The organism is uncultured Chitinophaga sp. (assembly GCF_937898475.1).
GTDB lineage: Bacteria > Bacteroidota > Bacteroidia > Chitinophagales > Chitinophagaceae > Chitinophaga.
On record NZ_CALEJS010000013.1, the window covers coordinates 163,134 to 188,381 of the forward strand.

22 protein-coding genes are annotated in these 25,248 nt (G+C 49.6%); 9 read left to right on the forward strand and 13 right to left on the reverse strand.

Features of this window, described 5'->3' with window-relative positions; genetic code table 11:
• Positions 1-134 precede the first annotated feature (134 nt).
• On the forward strand, positions 135-2,066 hold the full coding sequence (gene argS, locus Q0577_RS06290) for an arginine--tRNA ligase (RefSeq protein ID WP_298733819.1): 1,932 nt from the start codon (positions 135-137) through the stop codon (positions 2,064-2,066).
• A 115-nt stretch (positions 2,067-2,181) separates the two neighbouring features.
• On the opposite strand, the gene cdd is transcribed toward argS, so the two are convergent.
• The 4 genes from cdd to Q0577_RS06310 form a co-directional block, all read right to left on the reverse strand.
• Complete coding sequence (cdd, locus tag Q0577_RS06295) at positions 2,182-2,667, reverse strand: cytidine deaminase (protein ID WP_298733820.1); 486 nt, start codon at positions 2,665-2,667, stop codon at positions 2,182-2,184.
• Positions 2,668-2,757: 90 nt separating this feature from the next.
• The gene (gene lepB / locus Q0577_RS06300; RefSeq protein ID WP_298733822.1) at positions 2,758-3,930 is read right to left on the reverse strand and encodes a signal peptidase I; all 1,173 of its coding nucleotides are present in this window, start codon (positions 3,928-3,930) and stop codon (positions 2,758-2,760) included.
• Between the two features lie 85 nt (positions 3,931-4,015).
• A complete protein-coding gene (locus Q0577_RS06305; protein WP_298733824.1) occupies positions 4,016-4,660 on the reverse strand; it encodes an alpha/beta hydrolase in 645 nt (214 codons plus the stop codon).
• Between the two features lie 11 nt (positions 4,661-4,671).
• Entirely contained in the window at positions 4,672-5,856 is a 1,185-nt protein-coding gene (locus tag Q0577_RS06310) for a sigma-54 dependent transcriptional regulator (protein WP_298733826.1), read from the reverse strand.
• Between the two features lie 245 nt (positions 5,857-6,101).
• Here Q0577_RS06310 and Q0577_RS06315 point away from each other — a divergent pair, with 245 nt between their 5' ends.
• A complete protein-coding gene (locus Q0577_RS06315; protein WP_298733828.1) occupies positions 6,102-6,911 on the forward strand; it encodes a serine O-acetyltransferase in 810 nt (269 codons plus the stop codon).
• 20 nt (positions 6,912-6,931) lie between these two features.
• On the forward strand, positions 6,932-7,813 hold the full coding sequence (cysM, locus tag Q0577_RS06320; protein WP_298733830.1) for a cysteine synthase CysM: 882 nt from the start codon (positions 6,932-6,934) through the stop codon (positions 7,811-7,813).
• 106 nt (positions 7,814-7,919) lie between these two features.
• On the opposite strand, the gene Q0577_RS06325 is transcribed toward cysM, so the two are convergent.
• Positions 7,920-8,903 (reverse strand): pyruvate dehydrogenase complex E1 component subunit beta, encoded by a 984-nt coding sequence (locus Q0577_RS06325; protein WP_298733832.1) that lies wholly within the window; start codon positions 8,901-8,903, stop codon positions 7,920-7,922.
• 200 nt (positions 8,904-9,103) lie between these two features.
• Here Q0577_RS06325 and Q0577_RS06330 point away from each other — a divergent pair, with 200 nt between their 5' ends.
• Entirely contained in the window at positions 9,104-9,730 is a 627-nt protein-coding gene (locus tag Q0577_RS06330; RefSeq protein ID WP_298733834.1) for a hypothetical protein, read from the forward strand.
• 57 nt (positions 9,731-9,787) lie between these two features.
• Here the strand turns inward: Q0577_RS06330 and Q0577_RS06335 are convergent, their stop codons facing one another.
• Both Q0577_RS06335 and Q0577_RS06340 read right to left on the reverse strand, forming a co-directional pair.
• The gene (locus Q0577_RS06335) at positions 9,788-10,963 is read right to left on the reverse strand and encodes an acetyl-CoA C-acyltransferase (protein WP_298733836.1); all 1,176 of its coding nucleotides are present in this window, start codon (positions 10,961-10,963) and stop codon (positions 9,788-9,790) included.
• 120 nt (positions 10,964-11,083) lie between these two features.
• Positions 11,084-11,890, reverse strand: a complete 807-nt coding sequence (locus tag Q0577_RS06340) for a PKD domain-containing protein (protein ID WP_298733838.1) — start codon at positions 11,888-11,890, stop codon at positions 11,084-11,086.
• Positions 11,891-12,034: 144 nt separating this feature from the next.
• Here Q0577_RS06340 and dnaG point away from each other — a divergent pair, with 144 nt between their 5' ends.
• Complete coding sequence (gene dnaG, locus Q0577_RS06345; RefSeq protein ID WP_298733839.1) at positions 12,035-14,017, forward strand: DNA primase; 1,983 nt, start codon at positions 12,035-12,037, stop codon at positions 14,015-14,017.
• A 7-nt stretch (positions 14,018-14,024) separates the two neighbouring features.
• Here the strand turns inward: dnaG and Q0577_RS06350 are convergent, their stop codons facing one another.
• Positions 14,025-14,519 (reverse strand): dihydrofolate reductase, encoded by a 495-nt coding sequence (locus Q0577_RS06350; RefSeq protein ID WP_298734170.1) that lies wholly within the window; start codon positions 14,517-14,519, stop codon positions 14,025-14,027.
• Positions 14,520-14,530: 11 nt separating this feature from the next.
• Complete coding sequence (locus Q0577_RS06355; protein WP_298733841.1) at positions 14,531-15,325, reverse strand: thymidylate synthase; 795 nt, start codon at positions 15,323-15,325, stop codon at positions 14,531-14,533.
• 330 nt (positions 15,326-15,655) lie between these two features.
• Here Q0577_RS06355 and Q0577_RS06360 point away from each other — a divergent pair, with 330 nt between their 5' ends.
• Together Q0577_RS06360 and Q0577_RS06365 are read left to right on the forward strand one after the other, a co-directional pair.
• A complete protein-coding gene (locus Q0577_RS06360) occupies positions 15,656-18,673 on the forward strand; it encodes a SusC/RagA family TonB-linked outer membrane protein (RefSeq protein WP_298733843.1) in 3,018 nt (1,005 codons plus the stop codon).
• A gap of 32 nt (positions 18,674-18,705) precedes the next feature.
• The gene (locus Q0577_RS06365; protein WP_298733845.1) at positions 18,706-20,013 is read left to right on the forward strand and encodes a RagB/SusD family nutrient uptake outer membrane protein; all 1,308 of its coding nucleotides are present in this window, start codon (positions 18,706-18,708) and stop codon (positions 20,011-20,013) included.
• 95 nt (positions 20,014-20,108) lie between these two features.
• On the opposite strand, the gene Q0577_RS06370 is transcribed toward Q0577_RS06365, so the two are convergent.
• On the reverse strand, positions 20,109-21,287 hold the full coding sequence (locus Q0577_RS06370) for a proline dehydrogenase family protein (RefSeq protein WP_298733847.1): 1,179 nt from the start codon (positions 21,285-21,287) through the stop codon (positions 20,109-20,111).
• Positions 21,288-21,368: 81 nt separating this feature from the next.
• Here Q0577_RS06370 and Q0577_RS06375 point away from each other — a divergent pair, with 81 nt between their 5' ends.
• Entirely contained in the window at positions 21,369-22,145 is a 777-nt protein-coding gene (locus Q0577_RS06375; protein ID WP_298733849.1) for a FecR family protein, read from the forward strand.
• A gap of 65 nt (positions 22,146-22,210) precedes the next feature.
• Here Q0577_RS06375 and Q0577_RS06380 read toward each other — a convergent pair whose 3' ends face one another.
• Complete coding sequence (locus tag Q0577_RS06380; RefSeq protein ID WP_298733851.1) at positions 22,211-23,242, reverse strand: sugar phosphate isomerase/epimerase family protein; 1,032 nt, start codon at positions 23,240-23,242, stop codon at positions 22,211-22,213.
• A gap of 150 nt (positions 23,243-23,392) precedes the next feature.
• Between Q0577_RS06380 and Q0577_RS06385 the strand changes: the two genes are divergently transcribed.
• Positions 23,393-23,818 (forward strand): hypothetical protein, encoded by a 426-nt coding sequence (locus Q0577_RS06385; RefSeq protein ID WP_298733853.1) that lies wholly within the window; start codon positions 23,393-23,395, stop codon positions 23,816-23,818.
• A 6-nt stretch (positions 23,819-23,824) separates the two neighbouring features.
• On the opposite strand, the gene Q0577_RS06390 is transcribed toward Q0577_RS06385, so the two are convergent.
• Together Q0577_RS06390 and Q0577_RS06395 are read right to left on the reverse strand one after the other, a co-directional pair.
• A complete protein-coding gene (locus tag Q0577_RS06390) occupies positions 23,825-24,691 on the reverse strand; it encodes an alpha/beta hydrolase (RefSeq protein ID WP_298733855.1) in 867 nt (288 codons plus the stop codon).
• An 80-nt stretch (positions 24,692-24,771) separates the two neighbouring features.
• On the reverse strand, positions 24,772-25,215 hold the full coding sequence (locus Q0577_RS06395; RefSeq protein WP_298733857.1) for a hypothetical protein: 444 nt from the start codon (positions 25,213-25,215) through the stop codon (positions 24,772-24,774).
• Between the last annotated feature and the right edge of the window lie 33 nt (positions 25,216-25,248).

Below are 25,248 nucleotides of genomic sequence, written 5' to 3' on the forward strand. Positions count from 1 at the left end.
ATCAATTAGTCCGTGGTCAATTATTCATCGTCCGCCGCCTGTTTGCCCGATATGCGCAGGTCCGTTTACGATGAATTATCGGCCATGGACTTTTTTTTTACCTTTGCTGCTACTTTGCATTAACAGTTTTCCACATGAGTGTTGTACAAACCATCAGATCAGCAGCAGTTACCGCTATTAAATCGCTTTATAGCCAGGAAGTTTCCCTATCCGATATTGCCATCAATGTTACCAAACCGGAATTCGAAGGGGAGTATACCATCGTTGTGTTTCCTTTTACGAAATTCAGCCGCCAGAAACCGGAGGAAACCGGTAATAACCTGGGCAACTATCTCCTGACCCACTTTCCTGAGCTGATCTCCGGTTTTAACGTGGTAAAAGGCTTCCTGAACCTGAGCATCAGCAATGCTTACTGGACAGGCTTCCTGCAAACTCAGTTTAACAACCCCCACAGTGGCCGCAAGCCTGCCAACGGTAAAAAGGTAATGGTGGAATATTCTTCCCCCAATACCAACAAACCCCTGCACCTGGGCCACCTGCGTAACAATTTCCTGGGCTATTCCATTGCCGAGATACTGAAAGCTAACGGCTATGAAGTGATTAAGGCCAACCTCGTGAACGACCGGGGCATCCACATCTGTAAATCCATGTTGGCCTGGCAGCTGTTTGCCCATGGAGATACCCCCGCCTCTACCGGGATCAAGGGAGACCACCTGGTAGGCGATTATTACGTAAAATTCGAGACCCAGCTGAAAGAGCAGGCGGAACCTATTATAGCCAGGGTGCTGGAAAATGACCTGCGGGATTTTGAAGGCACTGAAAGAGAAAAAGTGGAAAAACTGGCAGCCCTGCTGCATAAGCCTGAGATCCAGCAGGACAAAGAGAAGTCTGGTAAAATAACGGACGAGATCAAAGAGCTGGCCCGCAATAAAACAGAGATCATGCAGCAGGCCAAGATCATGCTGCAGCAATGGGAAGCCGGCAATCCCGAGGTAAGGACGTTGTGGGCCACCATGAACGGATGGGTATACGAAGGATTTGAGACCACCTACAAAAGGTTGGGCATCGATTTCGACAAAATGTACTACGAAAGTCAGACCTACCTGCTGGGTAAAGACCTGGTGGAAGATGGCTTACGCAAAGGCGTGCTGTTCCGCAAGGAAGACAATTCTGTGTGGATAGACCTGACCGCCGATGGCCTGGACCAAAAGCTGCTGCTGCGTGGCGATGGCACCTCTGTATATATGACGCAGGACCTGGGCACCGCACGGCTCAAGTATGATGATTATCATATGGACCAGAGCATATACGTAGTGGCGGATGAACAGAACTACCACTTTAAAGTGCTGCAGCTGATCCTGCAGAAACTGGAAGAGCCTGCTGCAGCGGGCATTTATCACCTCTCCTACGGGATGGTGGAACTGCCCCATGGGAGGATGAAAAGCCGCGAAGGCACCGTGGTGGATGCAGATGACATGATAGATGAAATGGTGAACACCGCTGCCCAGCATACAAAAGAATCCGGCAAGCTGAGGGATTTCAGCGAGGATGAACTGCAACGCCTCTACGAAATGATAGGCCTGGGCGCCATGAAGTTTTTCCTGCTGCGTGTAGACCCCAAAAAGAAAATGATCTTTAACCCGGAAGAGTCTATTGACTTCCATGGATTTACCGGGCCTTTTATTCAATATGCACACGCCCGTATCAAATCTATTTTAAGAGAGTCTGGCGTGACAGATACCAGTCATTTGGACACATACCGGCATAATGACAGTTTACTGCCAATGGAGAAAGCACTGATCGTGCTGAATGAACAATTTGGTGAAGTACTGCAGGACGCTGAAAAAGAAATGAGCCCTTCCATCATCGCCAATTATGCCTTCCACCTGGCGCAGCAGTTCAACTCTTTTTACGCTGAAAAAGTGAATGGGGTGTATACTTACTCTATTGTAAATGCGGAGTCTGAAGAGAAAAGGAACCTGCGTTTGCAGCTGATCACACTCACGGCGAATACCATTGCCCAGTGCATGAAACTGCTGGGAATTGATGTGCCGGAGAGAATGTAAGAAAGAGCTGTTGGCAGCTGGCTGCTAGTAGCTATTCTCCACTGCCCTGTGACAGAGTTGTTCTCCTTTTGTCAGCTCACCGGAAGCGATATACGATTTCCCGAGCATGAATCTGCTAATCCATGTCTTTGGCGGAGAAGGACAGTGGTAACAGGAGGCTGGCTGCAGGAAGGATGTACACTTTTCCGCTCTGGCCGCCCATGATCAGGCGGATGGGTTGTTGCTGCCGCTGCTCGTATTCTGCCAGGGTCTGGCGGCAGATGCCGCAGGGAGAGATAGGATGACTGCTGCTGCCCTCCATATTATGATAGCTGACAGCAATGGTTTGTATAGCTACGCCGGGGTACAGTGAAGAGGCGGCCGACAGTGCTGTTCTTTCTGCACAGATGCCTACGGGAAAAGAGGCGTTTTCCTGGTTGGTACCGCTCAGGGTCTGGCCATTGGCCAGCTGCATCACTGCGCCAACACGGAAATTGGAATAGGGTGCATACGCCTGTTCCGCAACTTTCCTGGCTGCCTGCAGCAGTAGCCTGTCGCTCTCTTCCAGTTCGGAAATATCATCATAACTCAGGTATTCAAAAGACTGCTGCTGTTTTTTCATATGCTTGTTTTTTAGCGGGGTGTTGAAATTTAAAATGTCCTGCCCCCTTCAACAGGCGCAGGACATCAGCAATTTGTATATGGAAGTATCCTATTTAATTGTTCTGAACAGGCGGCTCCAGCGTATGCTTCCGTTGCCGTAGCTCATCCAGATCAGCCAGGCTTTACCTACTACGTGATCTTCCGGAACGAAGCCCCAGTAGCGGGAATCCAGTGAGTTGTTACGGTTGTCGCCCATCATCCAGTAATAATTCATTTTAAAGGTGTAGGAATCAGCCGGTTTATTGTTGATATAGAACTGACCGTTCTTTGATTCCAGGGTATTGCCTTCGTATACACGGATCACGCGCTCATAAATGGAGATGTTGCTGCTGTCCAGCTTAATGGTAGCGCCTTTCTTGGGAATATAGAGCGGGCCAAAGTTTTCTTCGGTCCAGTGATAGTTGGCGGTATCGTAAGGAAATACAGACTGTTCGCCGCTGAAATAGGGCTTTATGCTCTTTACCACCGGGAAATTCTTCAGGGCTGCCACATTACCGGGTGTGAGGTTGTAAAGGAAAAGTCCTGCTGAAAGCGTAGCGTCGGGGTTAGGTGTTACGTCCAGTTCATCCAGGCGCTCCGGGTTCAGGGGATCGCCGTTGGTTTCCACCATGTACCTTCTTTCACTTTCAGGCGGTATGGGGGCCTGTTTGCCGTTCACGAACACCACACCGTCCCTGATGGAAAGGGTATCGCCGGCTTCTGCCACGCAGCGTTTAATATAGTTCTCGCGTTTATCTACCGGGCGGGCGGTAACATGGTAAGACTCCCAAACGGCGTCGCGGCCAAGGCTGCGCACCAGTCCGTAATAGCTTTGGTCCTGCTGTTCCAGTGCAACGGTATCGCCTTCGGGGAAGTTGAACACCACTACATCGTTCCGTTTGATATCTGAAAAGCCGGGCAGGCGTTTATAGGGCCAGTGCACTGCTTCAGAATAAGCTTTGGTGTATTTGGTACCCGGCAGGGTATGATGGGTAAACGGTACTGCCAGCGGGGTATTAGGGATGCGCGGGCCATAGGTGATCTTGCTCACAAAGAGGAAGTCATTTACCAGGAGCGTTTTTTCCATGGAAGGGGTTGGAATGGTATACGCTTCAAAAATGAACGTACGTATTAACGTGGCTGCGATGATTGCAAAGATGGCCGCATCCAGCCATTCGCGCACGGCGGATTTCCTCTTCCTGGGTTGCCCGTCATTATTGCGCCTCCAAAATGCCAGATTCATTGATCAGTACTAGTTTAAAATATCGTTAAAAGAACAAATATAATATTCTGTTGGTAGCCAGCTAACTTTCCGTGTAAAAGTTTTCTTAAAGTTCCTGGCTGAGTATCCTGTTGATTTCTTCCGCCCGGTTCATGACCATAAAATGTCCGCCACCGGGTATTATATGCGTAGGTTTTACAAATCTCACCGGGAAGGTAAGATCTTTCGCACCATTTATATGTACGATGGATGGCGGAATAAAGTCATTTTCCCATTGTATAACCGTATTGATGGCCCATCGCAGGTAAGTATAGTCTTTTTTCCGGAGATAATCGCGCAACAGGGCTTCCTCCTCCGGAGATTTTACGCCCAGGAAATATCTCACCACGGGGTATCGTTGTCTGAATATCAGCTGATCCGGCAGGTGGTGCAGGCGCAGTTTCCTTACCCAGTTAAAGTACGGCGGGCGCTCACGGGTATGCTTGATGGTGCTGACCAGTATATTTTTGGCAATGGGCCGCTGCCGGGCAATTTCCAGGCTGATCATCCCACCGAAGGAAAGCCCCAGCAGGGTGATCTCTCCGTCTGCGGTGATGCCCTGCGCCATCCTGGCGGCGTAGTCACGGAAAGGCTCATTGGGCAGCGGATCTAACCAGGGCAGGTAGTGCACCGTATACGAGCCGGGGAACCGCAAACGGCAGAAGATGCGCTCATCTGCGCCCATACCACTGATCAGGTAAATGTGCTTCATCAGCTGACCGCTTAAATATTAGCCTTTTTTCTTTCGCGGCCGGGCAGCACATAGTCTTCCACATTGTCTGCCGTAATGGTTTTGCCGGAGAGGATGACCAGCCTTTCCACTACGTTGCGGAGTTCCCGGATGTTGCCAGACCAGTTATGCTGCTGCAGCGCTTTCATTGCTGCGGGATCAATTGCTTTTTTGGCGATGCCGTATTCCTGGCAGATGTTACCCAGGAAGTGCTCTACCAGTGGCGGCACATCTTCGCGGCGATCGTTCAGGGAGGGCACATGTATGAGTATAACGCTCAGGCGGTGGTAGAGATCGAGGCGGAAGTTCTTTTCCTCCACTTCCCTCAGCAGGTCTTTGTTGGTAGCTGCGATCACGCGCACATCCACACTGATCTCCTTATCGCCACCCACACGGGTGATCTTTCCTTCCTGGAGGGCGCGCAGTACTTTGGCCTGGGCGCTGAGGCTCATGTCGCCGATCTCATCGAGGAAGAGGGTACCGCCGTTGGCCTGTTCAAATTTGCCGATGCGTTGCTTAACGGCAGAAGTGAAGGACCCTTTTTCATGCCCGAAGAGCTCACTTTCAATCAGCTCGCTGGGAATGGCGGCGCAGTTCACCTCTACCAGGGCGCCGGCAGCGCGGCTGCTGCGTTCATGGATCCAGCGGGCCACCAGCTCCTTACCTACCCCGTTCTCGCCGGTTACCAGCACGCGGGCGTCTGTTGGGGCTACCTTCTCGATGGTTTCCTTTATTTTAAGAATGGGAGCGGATGCCCCGATCATTTCCTGTGTTTTGTTCACCTTGCGGCGAAGCGTTTTAGTTTCTGCCACCAGGTGGGTCTTATCCATTGCGTTGCGCAGGGTGATGAGCAGCCGGTTGAGATCGGGCGGTTTTGAGATATAGTCAAAAGCGCCTTTCTTCACAGCGTCTACCGCGGTGTCGATATTACCGTGACCTGATACCATGACAATGGGAATGTCGGGATTGGTTTCCTTGGCCTTTTCGAGGAATTCCAGGCCGTCCATCTTGGGCATTTTAATATCGCATAACACCGCATCGTACTGTTTTTCCTGGAACATCTTAAAGCCTTCTGCACCGTCTGCCGCTTCGCTGATTTTATAGCCTTCATATGTAAGGATCTCAGTGAGCGTTTTCCGGATACTCTTTTCGTCGTCAATAATCAGGATATGAGCCATATTGGTGTTTTGTGTAGGGAGCAAAGATAATGAATTGATGGGCTAATATGCTAATGTACTGATGAGCGGAGACAGGGCGGGACAGCCGCCCGGATTTGTTATTATTCAGAAAAAAAAGCGATTTTTTATAGAAATCTACTGCAAATGCCATGCAGTTTGAAAATTTACAAATGGAAAGCAAATTTTACAGGTTTTATGCGTACTTTCAATATACTAAGTGTTTAGACCTGTAATTTTACGCCGCTATGAACAAACTAATAGAGGAGCTAAAGCGGAGGCATCAATGGGCAGCGGCTAATACGTTCCCGTCTACTTCGGCGGTAAGCGAATTTGCCAACAATCTTGTCAATTGGTTATTCCCGGAACATACGGGCAAAGTAATGAATGAAACGGAGCTGGAGCAATATGCCCTTGTATTGCAGGATGAGCTGCAGCAATTGCTGCAGGTGATGCAAACCCAGCTGCCTGATACGGCGGCGCAACTGGCGGCCCGTTTCATGGCCCAGGTACCTGCCATCTATGAAGATCTTACCAAAGACGCTACCGCCATTTACCAGGGAGACCCCGCCGCTACCTGTTTATATGAGGTGATCAGGGCCTATCCCGGGTTTTATGCAATTGCCTATTACCGCATGGCGCATGCCCTGCACCTGCTGCATATCCCCCTCCTGCCCCGTATGATCACGGAACTGGCCCACGCCCACACGGGGGTGGATATCCATCCCGCTGCCGAGATAGGGCCTTATTTCTGCATTGACCACGGCACCGGTATTGTTATCGGTGAAACCTCTGTGATCGGCGCGCATGTAAAGCTGTACCAGGGCGTTACGCTGGGCGCGCTCAGTATCGACAAGAGCATGGCCAAGAGCAAACGCCATCCTACCATAGAAGAGCATGTAGTGATTTATGCAGGAGCCACCATACTGGGAGGAGACACCATCATCGGCCATCACAGCGTGATTGGCGGTAATGTATGGCTGATCAAAAGCGTGGCGCCGTTCTCCCGGATCTACTATAAGGCGGATGGCAGCATGAACATTGTAGAAGTAGTTTAAACAGGCATAAAAACATCAAGATGCATTCGATACTCGACCAGGTAGGTAATACACCGTTAATTGAACTGAAGAAACTGACTGCAAATCCCAAAGTAACGATATACGGAAAGCTGGAAGGCAATAACCCGGGCGGCAGCGTAAAAGACAGGGCTGCCTACGGGATGATCAAAGGGGCGCTGGACCGGGGGGAGATAAAGCCCGGCATGAAGCTGATAGAGGCCACCAGCGGCAATACCGGTATTGCGCTCGCCATGATTGCGAATCTCTTTGGCGTTGAGATAGAACTGGTGATGCCTGAAGACGCTACCCGTGAGCGGGTGCTGACCATGGAAGCTTATGGCGCCAGAGTGGTATTGACCCCCAAAGAGGGATCTATGGAAGCAGCGATTGACTATGCCCATTCACAGGTGGCCAAAGGCGGGTACTACATGCTGAACCAGTTTGCCAACCCCGATAATTATGGCATGCACTATAAAACCACCGGTCCGGAGATTTGGCGGGACACTCAGGGTGGCGTTACCCATTTTGTCAGCGCCATGGGCACTACCGGTACCATTATGGGGGTATCCCGCTACCTGAAAGAGCAGAATCCGCAGGTACAGATTGTGGGTTGCCAGCCTACGGAAGGTTCCCGGATACCGGGCATCCGTAAATGGCCGGAAGCTTACCTGCCTAAGATATTTGAGAGTGAGCGGGTAGACCGCATTATGGATATAGCGGAGAGCGAAGCCCGGGAAATGACCCGGCGGCTGGCTAAAGAAGAGGCTGTGTTCTGCGGTATGAGCAGCGGCGGAGCAGTGGCAGCGGCCGTGCGCCTGTCGAAGGAACTGGAGCAGGGGGTGCTGGTGTGCATCATCTGCGACCGGGGAGACAGGTACTTGTCGAGTGACCTTTTCGGCTGAGCGGGCTATTAATAACTAATAATAAAAAAGCTGACTGTTATCATAAACAACAGTCAGCTTTTAATATTACGGTATAGCTGATGGCTAAAATCCAGCAGCTAGCAGCTTATTTCTTCATGTACATTACTTCCTTCACCAGTTTCACGGTACGCTCCACATCAGGTAGGTACAGTTTAACCAGGTTGGGTGCGTAGTGCATGGGCGCATCTGCCGCAGTGATACGGCGGATGGGCGCATCCAGGTAGTCGAAACCTTCTTTCTGGATACGGTAGGTGATCTCAGCAGAAACGCTGGAGAAGGGCCATTGTTCTTCCACGATCACCAGGCGGTTGGTTTTCTTCACAGATTCCAGGATGGTGAACCAATCCAGCGGGCGGATGGTGCGGAGGTCTATCACCTCAGCCTCAATACCTTCCTTGGCCAGTTCTTCAGCAGCGCCCAGGGCTACTTTCATCATCTTGTTGAAAGAAACGATGGTAACGTCTTTACCAGCGCGTTTCACGTCTGCCTTACCGATGGGGATAATGTACTCTTCTTCAGGTACTTCGCCCATATCGCCATACATTACTTCACTTTCCATGAACACTACCGGATCGTCGTCACGGATGGCAGCCTTCAGCAGGCCTTTGGCATCGTAAGGGTTGGAAACGGATACTACCTTTAGGCCCGGTATATTGGCATAATAACTCTCGAAAGCGGTGGAGTGCTGTGCACCCAGCTGACCGGCTGAACCGTTGGGACCGCGGAAAACGATGGGGCAACCCACCTGTCCGCCGCTCATGGCCAGCATTTTAGAAGCAGTATTCAGGATCTGGTCCAGCGCCAGTACCGCAAAGTTCCAGGTCATGAACTCTACTACAGGGCGAAGGCCATTCTGAGCAGCGCCAACGCCGATGGCAGCAAAGCCTAACTCTGCAATAGGGGTGTCTATTACCCTTTGGGGCCCGAACTCATCCAACATTCCCTGGCTCACTTTATAGGCACCATTGTATTCGGCTACTTCCTCTCCCATCAGGAATACACGCTTATCAAGGCGCATCTCTTCCTGGAGGGCTTCTCTTAAGGCTTGTCTGAAAGCTATCTGACGCATGCTATTGGTATAATAATTTGTAATGATTAATACCTTTCCTTTAAAGGCAGGGCAAAATTATTGTTTGTTGACGAAAAAGCAAAGGATTTAGAAAGGGTTCCGGATTTAAATGTTAATAAAATATGAAAAAAGATTAATATATTGGCTTTACGAAAGTCACTGATAACTGATAACTGTCAACTTAATTTAGTCCCTATCCTATGATCACTGTTACTATCCTGTCTATCAGCTTCCTGACAGCGGTGTCCTGCAAGATCAAAAAGGTAAAATCGCCGGATGCCGTACGGCTGCTATGGTATATTCACCTGGCGTTGCTGTTCTTTTCTGTTATATGCCTGTTGCTGTTGGCAAATGGCTATGGCTTTAAAGGGGCCTATACTGAGAGGGTCTTTTTTTCGCTGTACGCCGGATCGGGCGTCATACTATACGGGCTTACGCCCAAGGATACTACGGGCAGGTGGCTGTACCTGCTGTGTTTTTTCGGGTTTCCCTTTGTGTTGCTGTTTGGCTTGTTGCTGCCGCCGCTGCGGATACTTACCATTATGGCGGGTGTTGCCCTTTTGTATGACGGCAATTTAACCCGCTACCCTATTGACAATGATTATGCTATCCAGGCAAAAGAGCAGGGGATCCTGTCACGCTATCCTACCTATAGCCTGATCAGCGATAAATACTGGTTGTTTGAGAAGGTGACGCCGGATGTGATCAGACAGGAGTATACGCCCAGATCGCTGGAGATTGCGAAGAAAAATGAAAACAGCGTTGATATCCGGCTCAGGGGTGTCAACAGGATGCGTTTTGACACCACGATTGTATTGATAGATTAGCTGCCGGCTACCGGCATTCAGTTAAAAGCCGGGAGCGGGCAGCTAACAGATTTGTGCTTATGCTTTTTCGAGGATGATAGCGCTTGCGCCGCCTCCGCCGTTACAGATGCCGGCTACACCGTAGCGGCCATTGTTGCGGTGAAGGATGGAGTTAAGCGTTACCGTTATACGTGCGCCGCTGCAGCCAATGGGATGCCCCAGGGCCACGGCGCCTCCCCATACATTGAGCCGGTCTGGCGACAAGCCAAGGTCCCGCTGGTTAGCCAGTGCTACGCAGGAGAAAGCTTCGTTGATCTCCGCAAAATCCATATCAGAAATTTTTAGCTGTGCCTTGGCCAGGGCTTTGTTGATGGCTTTCACCGGTGTGGTGGTGAACCATTCCGGCGCCTGGGACGCATCTGCAAAACTAACGATACGGGCCAGGGGCTTTAATCCAAGCTCTTTCAGTTTTTCGCCGCTTACCAGCAGTGTTGCTGCCGCGCCATCATTAATATTGGAGGCATTGGCAGCAGTTACGGTGCCGTCTTTCTGGAAAGAGGGTTTGAGGGAGGGGATCTTTTCGAAGTTCACTTTTTTATAATCTTCGTCTTCCGTAACGGTAACTACCTGTTTACCCGGCACTTCTACGGGAAGTATCTCCTCTTTGAAATATCCTTTCTCAAAAGCTTCGGCTGCCCGCTTGTAGCTGCTGACTGCATAGGCGTCCTGGTCTTCCCGGGAAAGCTTGTATTCAGCCGCACAGATCTCTGCCGCGTTGCCCATGTGAAAATCCTTGTAGGGGTCCCAGAGGCCGTCTCGCAGGATACCGTCTATCAGGGTGCCATTGCCCATGCGATAACCGCTGCGCGCTTTATCCAGGTAATAAGGAATGTTGCTCATGCTTTCCATACCGCCTGCCACCACAATGTCATTGTCGCCCAGCAATATGCTCTGCGCGCCCAGCATAATGGCTTTCATACCGGAGGCACATACTTTATTAACGGTAGTACAAGGTACGTTGGTGGGAATACCGGCATAGATACTGGCCTGGTTGGCGGGCGCCTGACCAAGATTGGCACTGATCACATTGCCCATATATACTTCGTTCACTTCGCTGGGTGCCACGCCTGCCCTTTCCAGCGCTGCCTTTATCACCAGCGCGCCCAGCTGCGTGGCCTGCAATGCGGCCAGTGCGCCGTTGAATGCGCCGATGGGCGTGCGGACTGTTGAAACGATAAATACTTCTTTCGTCATAAAATAAGATTGTTTGGCTTGATCATTCAAATATAGGGGAAAAAGGCGAAGGTGCTTTATAAACAAAAAGGTGAAAAGCGGCGTACCGCTTTTCACCTTTTTACATACCTGTAAATATCATTACTGCCTTACCGTCAGCTTCCGCGTAACGATATCAGAACAGCTGTTCTGGTATTCCATGTGCACTTCTATGGTATACTCACCGGAAAATCCGTATTCATGATCAAACCTGAGCGGTTCACGGTTCTTGCCCGTAAGGTTCTGGGAGGTACCGTCGCCCCAGTTGAGCCACATGCGGTAAGGCACGTTCTCATATGCCGGTGTTACTTCCAGGTCTACCATCCGGCTGCACAGCCAGGTGTAGGAGATCTGGGCCAGGGTTTCTGTTACCCGTCCGATCACCACGGTGGTGTCGCGCAGCGTTTGACCGCAAACGTTATAGGTAACCGAATAGGTACCGGGTTCGCAGGCACGCAGCGTACTGGTAGTATCACCGGTAGACCACAGGTACCATCCCGGATCGTGATGGCCTTCGGCCATGGCAGTATTATTAATAATGGCGCAGTAGTTCCGGCAAAGCGGATGCTGAACGCCAAGGTCGAGAATCGGGAGAATATCCACCTCCTTATAGCTGAACACCTTCATGGAAGTAGCACCTGAAGGTACTACCATTGTCAGCCTTACCACGTAGTGGCCCGGGTTGTTAAAGGTATGGGTAGGCTGAGGACCGGATGCTGTACCACCATCGCCAAACTCCCAGTACCAGTCGATCACTGACAACTCAGAAGTAGTCTTTACATCAAATGTGATTTTCTTGGGAGCGCAACCAATTGTGTCGGTAGCTACGATCTTCACGTCAAAACTCTGTGCCTTTATGCCGGAAAAAGCCAGGAACGTGCATGCAAACAGTATTAAAAATCTTTTCATGCTTAAAGGTATAGGGTGAAATTTGATGTAAATATATAAAAATTAATATGTAATTGCATTAAAATTGATTAAATATCAACATATAATCCTTTATAAACGGTTGAAAGGGGATATTTAACGGCGAAATCTGTAAATTACCTATGTTTGCAGTTTGCATTTTCCAGTACCGTGATCGCGCAACATACCATACAACAGATACTGAGCCGCATAGACATCGTGGAGATCGTAGGCTCGTTTGTGAAGCTGAAGAAAAGAGGTACCAGCTACCTGGGCCTGTGCCCTTTCCATAATGAAAAGACCCCCTCTTTCACGGTATCGCCCAGCAAGGAGATCTATAAATGCTTTGGCTGCGGCGCCAGCGGCAACTCTATCAGCTTTCTGATGGAGCACGAAAAGTACTCTTACGTAGAGGCTTTACGGTGGCTGGCGCAGAAATATAATGTAGAGATCGAGGAAACCGAGGTTAGTCCAGAGGTAAAGCAGCAACAACTGCTGGCAGACAGCCTGTATATTATTAACGGGTTTGCAAGGGATTATTTCAGCAAAACCCTGCTGGAAACCGAGGAAGGACAGAATGTGGGCCTCAGTTACTTTGAAGAGCGTGGCTTTACACGCGAAACCGTGCAGAAATTCCAGCTGGGCTACTGTACCAATGAGCGGGACGCTTTTGTGAGAACCGCGCAGGAAAAGGGATACAATATTGAATACCTCCAGAAAACGGGGCTGGTAACCATCCGCAACGAGCAGCCGGTAGACAACTACCGCGGGCGGGTAATATTTCCCATCCATAACCAGTCAGGTAAAGTGCTGGGCTTTGGCGCCCGCATACTGGTAAAGAATGACCGGGCGCCCAAATACATTAACTCCCCGGAAAATGAGATCTATGTAAAAAGCAAGGTATTATATGGTACTTACTTTGCCCGGCACTCTATAGACCGCCTGAACGAATGTTTGCTGGTGGAAGGGTATACAGACGTAATCTCCCTGCACCAGGCAGGTATTGAGAATGTGGTAGCATCCAGCGGCACTTCGCTTACGGCTGATCAGCTGCGGCTGATCAAAAAATACACCAATAACCTCACCATCCTGTATGATGGCGACAGCGCAGGTGTTAAAGCAGCGCTGCGCGGCCTTGATATGGCTGTGGAAGAAGGCCTGAATGTGAAGGTGGTGCTGATACCGGATAAAGAAGACCCGGACAGCTACGTGCAGAAGATCGGCGCTCCTGCCTTCCGCGAGTTTGTGGAAACCAGCAAGCAGGACTTTGTGCTGTTCAAGCTGCAGGTTGCCATGCAGGAAATGGGCAACGACAGCAGCCGTAAAAGCCAGCTGGTAAACGAGATTGCAGAAACCATCTCCAAGATTGACAAAGTAGAGGATTTTACCCGCCAGCAGGATTATATACGACAGTGCAGCCAGCTCCTGAAGATCGATGAACAGGGCCTGATCACCCTTGTCAACAAATTCATCCGCGAACGCCTGCATAAAAGGGAACAACAACTGGCTAAGAACGCTCCGCCTGAAGACGACCAGCTGAGCGATGAAGCCATTGCCGCCATGGAAGCACAGGAAGCCGGAGTGGAAGTGGTTTTCAATACGGATGAAAAACAGGAAAAGGAACTGGTGAAGATTCTGCTGCGCTTTGGAGATATGCCTTTCAGCGAAGAAGACAAAAGCACGGTAGCTGACTATATTTTTCATCTGCCCTACGATTTCGAATCCCTGGCAGATAGCATGGTCATTAAAAAGATATTGCGGGAATATAAAAGCCAATATGATGAAGGCAATATTCCTGACAGGAAATGGTTCCTGTACCATGCGGACAGTGAGATATCCAAATACACTGCACTGGTGCTGGAAGATAAGGAAGCAGACCTGAGCGTGAACTGGAAACAGCGTTTTGAAATAGATACGATCTGCGGAGATAACGCCTATCTGAAAGATACCATCAGTACCACCAACTACCTGATATTACGCAAAGTAAAAAAGCTGGTGCTTGAAAACCAGCAGGAATGGGATCAATCTGCCCCGATAGAAGACCAGTTAAAATTCATTGAAGTACATAACCATCTCAAACAGCTCGAAAGAGAGCTCACCCAGAATATTGGAACGGTGATTTTCCGATAAGAAAGTTTTAAACTTTCTCCCACACTTCAAATGTGAAAGCGTACGCATGCTTTTCATCGGCAGGGTGCAGCTGGCTGCTTACCAGTTGCCACTCCTCTTTTGCAAGCACCGGAAAAAAGGTATCACCCTCTACATTTGCGTGCACCCTTGTAAGATAGACCCGTTGAATCAATGAAGGTAAGGCCTGTGCAAAGATCTCTGCTCCGCCGGTGATGAATACCTCATCGGTGTCAAAGGTGCTGGCGGCATCCAGCGCCTCCTGCAGGGATGCGGTAACGATCAATCCTTCCCGGGCATAATCTGCCTGGCGGGTGATCACAATATTCGGCCTGCCGGGTAAAGGTTTTCCCAGTGATTCAAAAGTTTTGCGGCCCATAATAATGGGCTTGCCCATGGTGGTTTGCTTAAAATACTTCAGATCAGCCGGTAAGCGCCATGGCAGCTGGTTATCACGGCCTATAGCATTATTCTCAGCTGCGGCAACAATAGCGGAAACAATCATCACAGATTAGATTATATGGCCACCGGTGCTTTAATATGCGGGTGGAACTGGTAATTAAGCAGTTCAAAATCTTCATACTTAAAGGAGAAGATATCCTTCACATCCGGGTTGATCTTCATCAGTGGTAAAGGATACGGTGTTCTGCTCAGTTGCAGTTTGGCCTGTTCTATATGGTTATTATATAAATGCACGTCGCCAAAACTGTGTACAAAATCGCCGGGCTGAAGTCCGCATACCTGCGCCATCATCATCGTCAGCAAAGCATAAGATGCGATGTTGAAAGGCACCCCCAGGAACACATCTGCACTGCGCTGGTACAACTGGCAACTGAGACGTCCATCAGCCACATAGAACTGGAACAGGCAATGACAGGGGCTAAGGGCCATATCCGGCAGATCTGCCACATTCCAGGCATTTACTATAATACGGCGGGAGTCAGGATTGGTTTTGATCTGCTTTACCACATCGCTGATCTGGTCTATCACTTTTCCGTCCCTTCCTTCCCAGCTGCGCCATTGCTTACCATAAACAGGTCCCAGGTCGCCATGTTCATCTGCCCATTCATCCCATATGCTTACACCATGCTCTTTCAGGTAACGGATATTGGTATCCCCGTTGAGAAACCATAAGAGTTCGTAAATGATTGATTTAAGGTGAAGCTTTTTGGTGGTCACCAGCGGAAAGCCATCCTGCAGATTAAAACGCATCTGGTAGCCAAAGCAGCTGATAGTACCCGTTCCGGTGCGGTCTGTTTTTGCAGCGCCATGGTCTAATATATGTTGTAGTAAATGAAGATACTGTTCCATGGGGGCAAAGTAACGAAAAATGTTGTTAAGGAGGAGGCATGGGGAAAGTGTGGGGAAACTTGAGCAGTAATAAACGAAAAATATAATATAAATTCTTCAAACAAAAAATGTGATTATAACGTAGAATTTTCGTAATCTGCTGTTAACAACCAAAACCGTCGCTAAACAAAGTGGGAGCCAGCTCGCAAGATAAGTTCCGTATGTACAGGCAGCCTTTTTGTCACCCAAATATTTAATCATAGTCTTTATCATATCCATGTCATTATTCCATGTATTATCTGCAACCTCATGAACTAAACACACTATCAATCACACCAAAAACCTAGTTCTATGTATCTATCTAAATCTACGCTTTTTGTGCTGCTATGTTTGTGCAGCACGTATTCGCTGTATGCACAACAAAACGTATCCGGGAGGGTAACGGATGCGGTGTTGGGCAAAGCCATCCCCGGTGTTACCGTTCGTGTGCCCAACACGAACAGGGGCACCATCACGGATGTTGATGGCAGATTCACGCTGTCTGTTCCGGATGGCAGTAACCAGCTGACATTTTCATTTACCGGCTATAAAACCAAAACGGCTGCCATTACAGGCAACACAGTGAATGTTACCATGGAAGAGGATTTTGCCCGCCTCGATGAAGTAGTGGTCACCGGTCTGGCCACCTCCGTAAAACGCAGCAACCTGGCCAATGCGGTAGCCACCATCAACTCCCGCCAGCTATCGGGTACAGCGCCTGCACAAACCTTTGATGCTGCATTGAGCGGTAAGGTACCCGGCGCATATATATCTGCCAACTCCGGTGCGCCCGGTGGCGGTATCTCTGTAAAGGTAAGAGGTATTACCTCCGTGTTCAGTAACTCTCAACCTTTATATGTGGTGGATGGGATCTTTGTGAACAGCGCCAGCGTTCCGGCAGGACTGAACGATGTAACCGGCGCGGCTACCGCCGGTAACCCGCAAAACCAGGATAACCCTTCCAGCCGTATTGCAGACCTGAACCCACAGGATATTGAGAGCATCGAAATACTGAAGGGAGCATCTGCTGCTGCATTGTATGGCTCTAAAGCTGCTGCAGGCGTAGTGGTTATCACCACCAAAAGAGGAAAGACCGGGAGAACCAATATCAGCGTAAACCAGGAAACCGGTTTTGTAAAAGTGCGGAAGCTGCTGGGACAACGTGTTTTCACCGCAGAAACAGCGGCCGACCTGGCAGGGTCTTCCAGCTCTCCCGACCCCGATGTAATTGCAGCCCGCAATGCGCTCCGCCAGGAGTTTCTGGATGCGCAGGCAGCCGGTAAGATCTATGATTATGAAAAAGAACTGTTCGGCCATACCGGTTTGCTGTTAAGCACCAACCTGAGCGTGAGCGGCGGTTCTGAAAAAACTACTTTCTTCTTTGCCGCCAACCGCCGCAGCGAAGACGGGATCATTAAAGGTACCGGCTACCTGAACAGCTCTTTGCGTTTGAACCTGGATCATAAGATCAACGACCGTATGTCAGTTGGCATTACCACCAACTATGTTAATTCCAGCGCAGACCGCGGCCTTACCAATAATGATAACAACGGCGTTACCTACGGCGTGGCACTATCTTCCACTCCAGGGTTCGTGGAACTGCATGCTGACCAGAACGGCAATTTTCCCCGCAACCGTTTTGCTGCATCCAACCCGCTGGAAACAAGGGCCAGGATGTTCAACAACGAACAGACCAACCGTTTTACCACCGGTATAAAGTTTGACTGGCGGCTGTTGCAAAGCGATAAAAGCACCACGCGCCTGGTAGCCAATGGTGGTGTTGACTTTTATAACTTCAGAACAAATGTAGTTTTCCCCAGCTCCTTACAGTTTATGGAAAACACCCTGAGAGGCGCTTCCATACAGGGTAATACCAATAATATCAACACGAACCTGAACGGTTACCTGATCAATAATTTCACCCCCTCCTCCAATCTCAGCTTCACTACCACGGTAGGCGCTACACTGGAAACTGGTAACCTTGATAACATTATTGTATTGGCCACACAACTGGTAGGTACACAAACCAGTGTAGACCAGGCAGGTGCTTCCAACCCCAGGCAGTTCCGACTGAAATACCGCGACAACGGTATTTTTGCACAGGAAGAGGTAACGATCATGGACGCTATTACCGCTGCCGCAGGTGTACGTTTCGACCGCTCTACCAACAACGGCGATTTCAAAAAGTACTACGTTTATCCCAAAGGATCCCTTGCCTGGAACCTGGCAAAAATGGATTTCTGGCAAGTTGACGCCATTGAAAGCTTTAAGCTCCGCGCCGCCTACGGGCAGTCTGGCAACGTGCCGCCCTATGGCAGTAAATTTACCGCCCTGGTGGGCTCTAATACCGGCGGACTGCCAGGTTCACTGGTAGACAACCAGCTGGGAAACACCATCATCAAACCAGAAAAACAGACCGAACTGGAAGCGGGTCTGGACATCAGTTTATTGAACGGCCGCATAAACCTGGAAGCTACTTACTACAACAAGAAGATATTTGACCTGCTGCTGCGCAGGCTTCCTCCCGGATCCAGCGGTTTTACCGCAGAATGGGTGAACGGCGGCGACCTGCGTAACCAGGGTATAGAGCTTGGCTTAAGCCTGCTGCCCGTTAATACCAAAAACGTAAGGTGGAGCTCCAACATTAACTGGTGGCGGAACCGCTCTAAAGTTACCAAGCTTAGCATCCCTCCATTTGCACTGGGCGCATTTGGTAACTCGCTCGGTACTTTCTATATAGAAGAAGGCGAACCGGCCACACAGATCAAAGGGTCCATACCTGATCCACAGCATGCAGGGCAGAACCTGTTTGTGACACTGGGAAATTCAGAACCTACTTTCCAGATGAACTTCTTCAACGAAGTGACCGTTTTGAATAATCTCAGCCTGCGTTTCCTGGTACATTGGAAAAAAGGCGGTGACAATATTAACCTTACCCAATTGCTGACAGACCTTGGAGGCACCAGTCCTGACTGGGATGAAGACAGTGATGGCGACGGTGTGAAGAATGGCCCCCAACGCGCTAATGCAGGCAGCGCTGCCATTTTTGTACAGGATGCGTCTTATGTAAGGATCCGTGAGATAGGCCTTTACTATAATATTCCATTACCTCAGAACAGGTATGTGAGAGGTTTACGGGTAGGAGTTTCAGCAAACAACTGGTTCACCTGGACAGACTACATCAGTTATGATCCGGAAGTATCCAACTTTGGCAGCAATACCATCAGCACCACCACCAGTCGTGGCAGCAACGGTATATCCAGCGGCGTGGAAGTAACGCCGTTCCCTGCTTCCAAACGTATGAGCTTCCATGTTGGCGTTGATTTCTGATCCGGTTCACCTTTACTTAAACTCATTATCATATGAAACTATCAATCACAAAATATACTGCACTATCTGGCTTAATACTGCTGGCGGCCGCCTGCCAGAAAGGCGAGATACCTAACCTGAACACTCCGCAGACAGACGTTATCACCATTAACCCTACCAGGGGAGAATTGAATAACCTGGTGACCGGCACCGAGTCTGGTATGCGTTTTACACTGGGCACCTATTACGATGCCATCGGCGTTATAGGGCGTGAAATTTACCGCTTCTCCGGATCTGAGCCCCGTTTTACAAGCGAGCTGCTGGGCGGCGGTTCATCTACACTGGACAACAATACCTTTTACCTTACCAATCCCTGGGCCTCCCGCTACCGCGTTGTAAGGCAAACCAATATACTGCTGGACGCAGCCACCAATTCAACAGCGGTTACTGATGCAGAACGCAAGGCTTACCTGGGGTTTGCCAAAACGATCCAGGCTTACCAGCTTTTGCTGAACCTGAATATGACAGATGCCAACGGCGTACGTATTGACGTAAGGGATGTTTACAATCCAGGGCCTTTTGTTCCGAAAGAACCTGCGCTGGAGGCTATTGCGCAATTGTTGGATGCAGGTAAGGCAGACCTGACAGGGTCGTCCGTGATCTTCCCGCTTTCCGAGGGTTTTGAGGGCTTTAACGATGCAGACGGACTTATCCGGTTTAACCGTGCACTGGCTGCAAGGGTAGCGGTATACCGCCAGCAATGGGCTGCCGCACTCACGGCGCTGAGTGAATCTTTCTTTGACCTGAACGGTGACTTTAACACAGGCGTATATCATGTATTCGGCACCGGCGCCAATGACATTCTGAACCCGGCATTCATTGCGCAGAACCAGAGCGGCGAGGTAAGAGTGGCGCATCCCTCCTATGCTGCAGATATCACACCCGGTGACGACCGTATCAGCAAAGCTACCCTTCGTACCAGCGCCGCAGGCCAGAGCGGGCTTTCCAGCAATCGCGACGTATGGGTGTACACCAGCAATACCGCGCCTATCCCCATCATCCGCAACGAAGAGCTGATCCTGATCTATGCCGAGGCCAGGATACAGCAGAACAACCTGCCCGATGCACAGGTAGCCTTAAACAGGATCCGTACCGGGCATAATATTGCTCCATATGGCGGCGCAGTAACACAAACAGCGCTGATCAATGAAATGCTGCGGCAACGGCGTTACTCTCTCTTCTATGAAGGACATCGCTGGATTGATGTACGCCGCTATAACATGCTTAACACATTGCCGCTGGACAGAGCAGGAGATGATGTATGGGATAAATTCCCGCTACCGCAGAACGAAAACCAGTAAATGCAAAAGCCAAATACTAAATTCCAAATACCAAATTCCAAATGATCTTCGCGACTACATTCGCTTATTTGGAATTTGGTATTTGGTATTTCCCCCTACATGGCTCTGCGCTTCAGCTCTTTCCTGATCAGGCTAAGCTCGCGGCCCATTTGTCCGGCGATGGAAGTATTCTCCTGGGCGCGCCTGATAAGGTAAGGCATTACATCTTTTACAGGGCCGTAAGGCAAATATTTTGAAACGTTATACCCTGCATGGGCCAGGTTGAAAGTGATGTTATCGCTCATGCCCAGCAGCTGGGAAAAGCTGACATGCGGGTGATTATGTGGTAGTCCTTTTTCGTGGAGCAGGCTGGCAGCCAGCATGCAACTTTGTTCGTTATGCGTACCTACAAAAACAGCCAGTTGATCAAGATGATCCATACAGAACCTGAGGGCCTCGTTATAGTCACGATCGGCAGCTGCTTTATCGGGTTGTATGGGCGATGGATAGTTCTGCTCCTCCGCCCGTTTGCGTTCTTTTTCCATATAGGCGCCGCGCACCAGTTTGGCGCCCAGCCAGTAGCCTTTTTGCTGCGCCTTCCTAAAAGAAGCATATAGAAATTCCAGGCGGTCATGCCGATACAGCTGGAAGGTGTTATAAACAATTACCTGTCCTTTATTGAACAGTTCCATCATCTCATCCGCCAGGTCATCAACGGGCTGTTGTATCCAGGATTCTTCTGCATCTATCAGCAGCCCTATCTTGTGTCTGGCCGCTGTTTCCGATATGGTGCGGATGCGGTTGCGTACCCGTTCAAATTCCTGTTGCTCTTCGCTGTTCACCGTGTCTTTACGATGCAGCTTTTCCAGCAGTTCAAAGCGGGCAAAACCGGTGACTTTAATAGCAATAAAGGGAATATTGGGATTGGTGGCAGCATATTCAATGGCGCGCATGAATTCAGGCACGGCTTTGTCGTAGTTCTCCTCTCCTTCCATCGCTTCCACCCCATAATCCAGGGCTGCTCCTACATGAAATTTGCCCAGGTGCCGGGCTGTTTGAGCGGCTTCTTCCAGGTTTTCACCGCCGCAGAACTGTTCAAAGATGGTGTTTTTAATGATCCCTTTAATGGGGAGGCCTATTTTAAAGGCCAGCGGAGTAAGCGTTGCTCCCAGCTTTACCAGCCATGGCCGCCCGATATTACTGAACAGGAAATCGGCTTTTCTGAGCGCTTTATCTGTTCTGTGCTCAAATGCAATGGCGGTATTATCAAATGACAAGGGTAGCTGCTTTTCCATGGGCCGCAAAGTTAAGGGGCCGCCATTGTTTTAACAAAAAACTGTTTATTTTTAACGCTGTCAGTAAAAACATCACCTTAAGTGTCAGTAAAATATACATTCCACAAATTTACAGGCCTGCTGTTATCAGCGGCTCTCTACAGCGGCTGCCAACAGCCCGGCGCAGATGCGGTAAAGGCCCTGCTGAACGATAACCTGACGTATACCACCTATGAGGGACAGGTAGGCCAGCGTAAACAGCTGCAGCTGGCCGACAGCAGTACGGTTGTACTGAACGCGGGTTCCAGGTTGCTGGTACCCCAAAATTTCCCCCAGGGAGGACGTGAACTGGTGCTGGACGGAGAAGCTTTCTTTGATGCCGCCCCCTCTGCCGCCCAGCCGCTGGTGGTAAAGACGGAGATCCTGACCATTACCGCACTGGGGACGGGCTTTAAAGTAAGATGTTTTGCGGCGCAACCCGGTGCTACCGCCTATTTGCTGAACGGAAAAGTGAGGGTAGCCAAAAGCTACCACTCCAGTTCAGACAACCAGCCGGAGATCCTGGAACGGGGTAACATGGTGCTGGCCAATAAAGAGATTGACCTGATGGAAAAGGAAACCTATGATCCCGCCGAGCTGGAAGCCTGGTTGCAGGAAGCGCTGCGTTTTGAAAACACACCTTTTACAACGGTAGTAAGGAAACTGGAAGACTGGTTCGCTGTTACGATCACCATTAAGGGCAGTGCATCAGACGTTCCGCCGCTGAACGCCAGCTTTAACAAACAAACCCTGCAGCAGGTACTGGAAAGCCTCCGTGAACCGGTGGGTTACAATAGTTACAAGATCAAAGGGAATGAAGTACAGCTGAATTTCAACTGATAAATGTGCTGATATGCGAATGAGCTGCTACTGCATTATCATCCGCATATCAGCACACTGAAAAATTATGCGAGTGTTGCTCCCACTTTTAACAGGAGTTCCTTTGTTTTACGTATACCTTCTTCTTCAGACAGCTTGCTGCCTTCGTATTCGATGCCTATATGCCCGGTATAGCCGGCATCCTTTACGATCTTCAGCATTTTGGCATAATCTGTTTCCACGCAGTTGCCGTTAGCGTCAAAGTCGTATGTTTTAGCGCTCACCCCTTTTGCAAAAGGCATTAATTCGAGTACGCCTTCATAGCGGTCGTATTCTTCCAGGCACTTTGTATTGGCCCAGCCTTCCGGCGTATTGCTCTCCGGCTTGGTACGGTTAAGGCAGAAGTTTCCAAAGTCAGGCAGTGTACCGCAGTTAGGCATGTTCACTGTTTTCATTACGTTGGCGAGCCATTTGCCATTGGAAGAAACCCCGCCATGGTTTTCCACTATTACGCTAATATTATGCGCTTTACCGAATTCAGACAGCTTGCTGAGAGATTCTGTTACTGCTTTGGCCACATCTTCAGGTTTGCCTTCGCCTGCGGCGTTTACCCGGATGGCGTGGCATCCCAGGTATTCGGCAGCTTCTATCCATTTGTAGTGATTCTCTACTGCCTGCAGGCGTTTTTTGGTGTTCTGGTCGCCCATCTCTCCTTCCCCGTCGCACATGATCAGCACACTGCGCACTCCATTGTCATCGCAGCGCTTCTTCAGATCGGCCAGGTAGGTTTTGTCCTTTGCCTTGTCTTTGAAGAACTGGTTCACATACTCCACTGCATTAATGCCAAATTCACTGGCTTTAGCCGGGAAATCGAGGTTGGTCATTTTACCTGCAAACAATGCCTGGTGGAAAGACCATTCTGCCAGTGAAATCTTGAAGAAAAGCGATTGAGCGGTTTGTTGGCCGGCGGTAGTATCGGCAGCGGTGGAATCGGCGCCGGCTTCCTGAGATGTGCCAGCACCTCCACAGGCGGCCAGCACAGATGGCAACAGGCCCATACCCATAGTATACACGCTTAGTTGTCTCAGGAACTCACGACGGTTTTTTGCTGTAGTCATATACGTGGTTTTCTGGTGAAGAGACCAAAATACAAATTATCAGGTACAAATCAACCCTAGTACAGGTGCGCTCAATACCCTACCCTGCATAACATTATTTAATTTAATAATATTTAGTATCTTGCAGCGGTCTAACTAACACCAATACCTATGAAAAAGACCCGAATACTCATGCTGTTGGCAGGTGTAGCCCTGTTTGCCTCCTGTAAGAAAGATGAAGAACAAGCACCCGCCGATGTGGCCATTAGCGGAACATGGAACAAGGTGAGCGAATACAGAACCATTACACAATCAGGAAGGATAACGAAGGACACGGTCTTTTACCCGGCAGGCAGCCATACCTGGACCTTTGACCTGGAAGCGGGAAAAATATACCGCCTGAAAGATACACAAGCCGATACCCTTTTTTACAAGCTGATAGAAGAGAATAAAAAGATAGTAACTGCGGTGGATGGTGATTTTATTTTTGAACTGGATACATTGCCTGTTCTGCAGCTGGATAAATACTACCTGAAAACGGAAGGACATTACACCACACCATTTACTATGGATGTGATCTCCAACTTTGCCCGTTAACGGCTGCTACCGGAGGAAGGCCAGTACGCTGCTGATCACCGTTTCATTTTTCATGATACGGAAGTGCCCCTCTCCCTTTATCCTGAGGGATTGAACAGCAGGGTATTGCCGAACAAATTCGCTGACCTGTTCCTGCTTTACCAGGTGGTCGTTCTCATCATAGGCAACCAGTATCTTATCTGCCTTGATCTGGTTAATGTGACGAAAAAGATCGAGCTCCCGCAGGTCTCCTCTCAATCGCTGCAAAATTATGCTTTGCAGTTTGGGCATTACCTGCTGGGGTATACGAAACAGCTGAAAGGTTTCATTGAAGAATACCGGTGCGCTCACGGCAGCGCTGATCATTGCCAAACGCGGCACACTCACCTGTTTATGCACCAGTGTAAGGGCTGCATTCAGTCCGCCCAGCGAGTGACCAATTACTGCATGCACCGCACCGCTGCGCTGCAGTAATTGTTCCAGTACATGCATCCACTGCATCAGGTTGGTGCGCTTTCCCTGGGAAGCACCGTGCGCCGGTGCGTCAAAAGTTATTACTTCATACCCGGCTGTTACCAGCGCTGAGACCATCTGTTTGAAATCAAAAGGGCTGCCGCCCCAGCCATGCAGTAACAGTACTTTTTTGCCGGATGTTCCCCAGCTGTAGAGTACCAGCGAAAGCGGGCGATCATCAAAAGGATAGCGGCTGAACTTCACTTTTTCTACGCGGGCAGTCTTTCTCAGGGCCAGCTGTGAATCCCTGAGTTTTCTTTTTGGCGGTGTGCTATACATGTTAAAGAACATACGGGCGGTTAAACCAGGAAATGGTTTCCCCAGCCTTGACAGTACAAATGCAGATACCCGCAGGGAGAATGGTAATACCTGGTGCTGCATACAATAAAGGTTAAGTATGCTAAATTAGACCATACGGTCTTAAGTAAAAAATTTAATTGGGAAAGGGGTGGAACGCTCCCTTACATGGTTTCCACCGCATCTTTATGGGTAGGTTTGTAATACAGGTAATAGAAGGCCAGTATCAGCACTCCTGTCACAAAGGGGATTACCGCCAGGTGCTTATAGGTGATGCTGCCTGTAACGATCTTTTCGTCAAAATGCATGAACTCTCCGATCATCCAGTAGGAGTTGGCCATGATCCACACGGTAATGGCCAGGTTATGGCATAGCTCTGACATAAATTGCCGGGTACGCCATGCGATGATGATGGATATGATCAGGGTAGGGAAGATCATCGCAATGCCCAGCGGACGCCATAGCATACACCAGCTGATGTCTTTCAGCAGCCAGAAAACAATGTGCAGGTTCTCCATCCTCCGGTAGCCGATAGGAATGCTGTAAAAGTTGTTGGAACCGCCGGCAACAGCCGTCTCTGTGGTTTGAGTGAGTGTCTCTTGCTCCATGGCTGCAAAAATATAAAAAGCAGGGAGCTTTCG

Coding starts and splice junctions, on each gene's coding strand:
- Q0577_RS06360 (WP_298733843.1), top strand. CDS start 15,656: ATGTATCTATCTAAATCTACGCTTTTTGTGCTGCTATGTTTGTGCAGC.
- lepB (WP_298733822.1), bottom strand. CDS start 3,930: ATGAATCTGGCATTTTGGAGGCGCAATAATGACGGGCAACCCAGGAAG.
- Q0577_RS06315 (WP_298733828.1), top strand. CDS start 6,102: ATGAACAAACTAATAGAGGAGCTAAAGCGGAGGCATCAATGGGCAGCG.
- Q0577_RS06390 (WP_298733855.1), bottom strand. CDS start 24,691: ATGCAGCACCAGGTATTACCATTCTCCCTGCGGGTATCTGCATTTGTA.
- Q0577_RS06395 (WP_298733857.1), bottom strand. CDS start 25,215: ATGGAGCAAGAGACACTCACTCAAACCACAGAGACGGCTGTTGCCGGC.
- Q0577_RS06350 (WP_298734170.1), bottom strand. CDS start 14,519: ATGATTGTTTCCGCTATTGTTGCCGCAGCTGAGAATAATGCTATAGGC.
- Q0577_RS06335 (WP_298733836.1), bottom strand. CDS start 10,963: ATGACGAAAGAAGTATTTATCGTTTCAACAGTCCGCACGCCCATCGGC.
- cysM (WP_298733830.1), top strand. CDS start 6,932: ATGCATTCGATACTCGACCAGGTAGGTAATACACCGTTAATTGAACTG.
- Q0577_RS06305 (WP_298733824.1), bottom strand. CDS start 4,660: ATGAAGCACATTTACCTGATCAGTGGTATGGGCGCAGATGAGCGCATC.
- cdd (WP_298733820.1), bottom strand. CDS start 2,667: ATGAAAAAACAGCAGCAGTCTTTTGAATACCTGAGTTATGATGATATT.
- Q0577_RS06310 (WP_298733826.1), bottom strand. CDS start 5,856: ATGGCTCATATCCTGATTATTGACGACGAAAAGAGTATCCGGAAAACG.
- Q0577_RS06355 (WP_298733841.1), bottom strand. CDS start 15,325: ATGGAACAGTATCTTCATTTACTACAACATATATTAGACCATGGCGCT.
- Q0577_RS06340 (WP_298733838.1), bottom strand. CDS start 11,890: ATGAAAAGATTTTTAATACTGTTTGCATGCACGTTCCTGGCTTTTTCC.
- argS (WP_298733819.1), top strand. CDS start 135: ATGAGTGTTGTACAAACCATCAGATCAGCAGCAGTTACCGCTATTAAA.
- Q0577_RS06385 (WP_298733853.1), top strand. CDS start 23,393: ATGAAAAAGACCCGAATACTCATGCTGTTGGCAGGTGTAGCCCTGTTT.
- Q0577_RS06365 (WP_298733845.1), top strand. CDS start 18,706: ATGAAACTATCAATCACAAAATATACTGCACTATCTGGCTTAATACTG.
- Q0577_RS06325 (WP_298733832.1), bottom strand. CDS start 8,903: ATGCGTCAGATAGCTTTCAGACAAGCCTTAAGAGAAGCCCTCCAGGAA.
- Q0577_RS06370 (WP_298733847.1), bottom strand. CDS start 21,287: ATGGAAAAGCAGCTACCCTTGTCATTTGATAATACCGCCATTGCATTT.
- Q0577_RS06330 (WP_298733834.1), top strand. CDS start 9,104: ATGATCACTGTTACTATCCTGTCTATCAGCTTCCTGACAGCGGTGTCC.
- Q0577_RS06380 (WP_298733851.1), bottom strand. CDS start 23,242: ATGACTACAGCAAAAAACCGTCGTGAGTTCCTGAGACAACTAAGCGTG.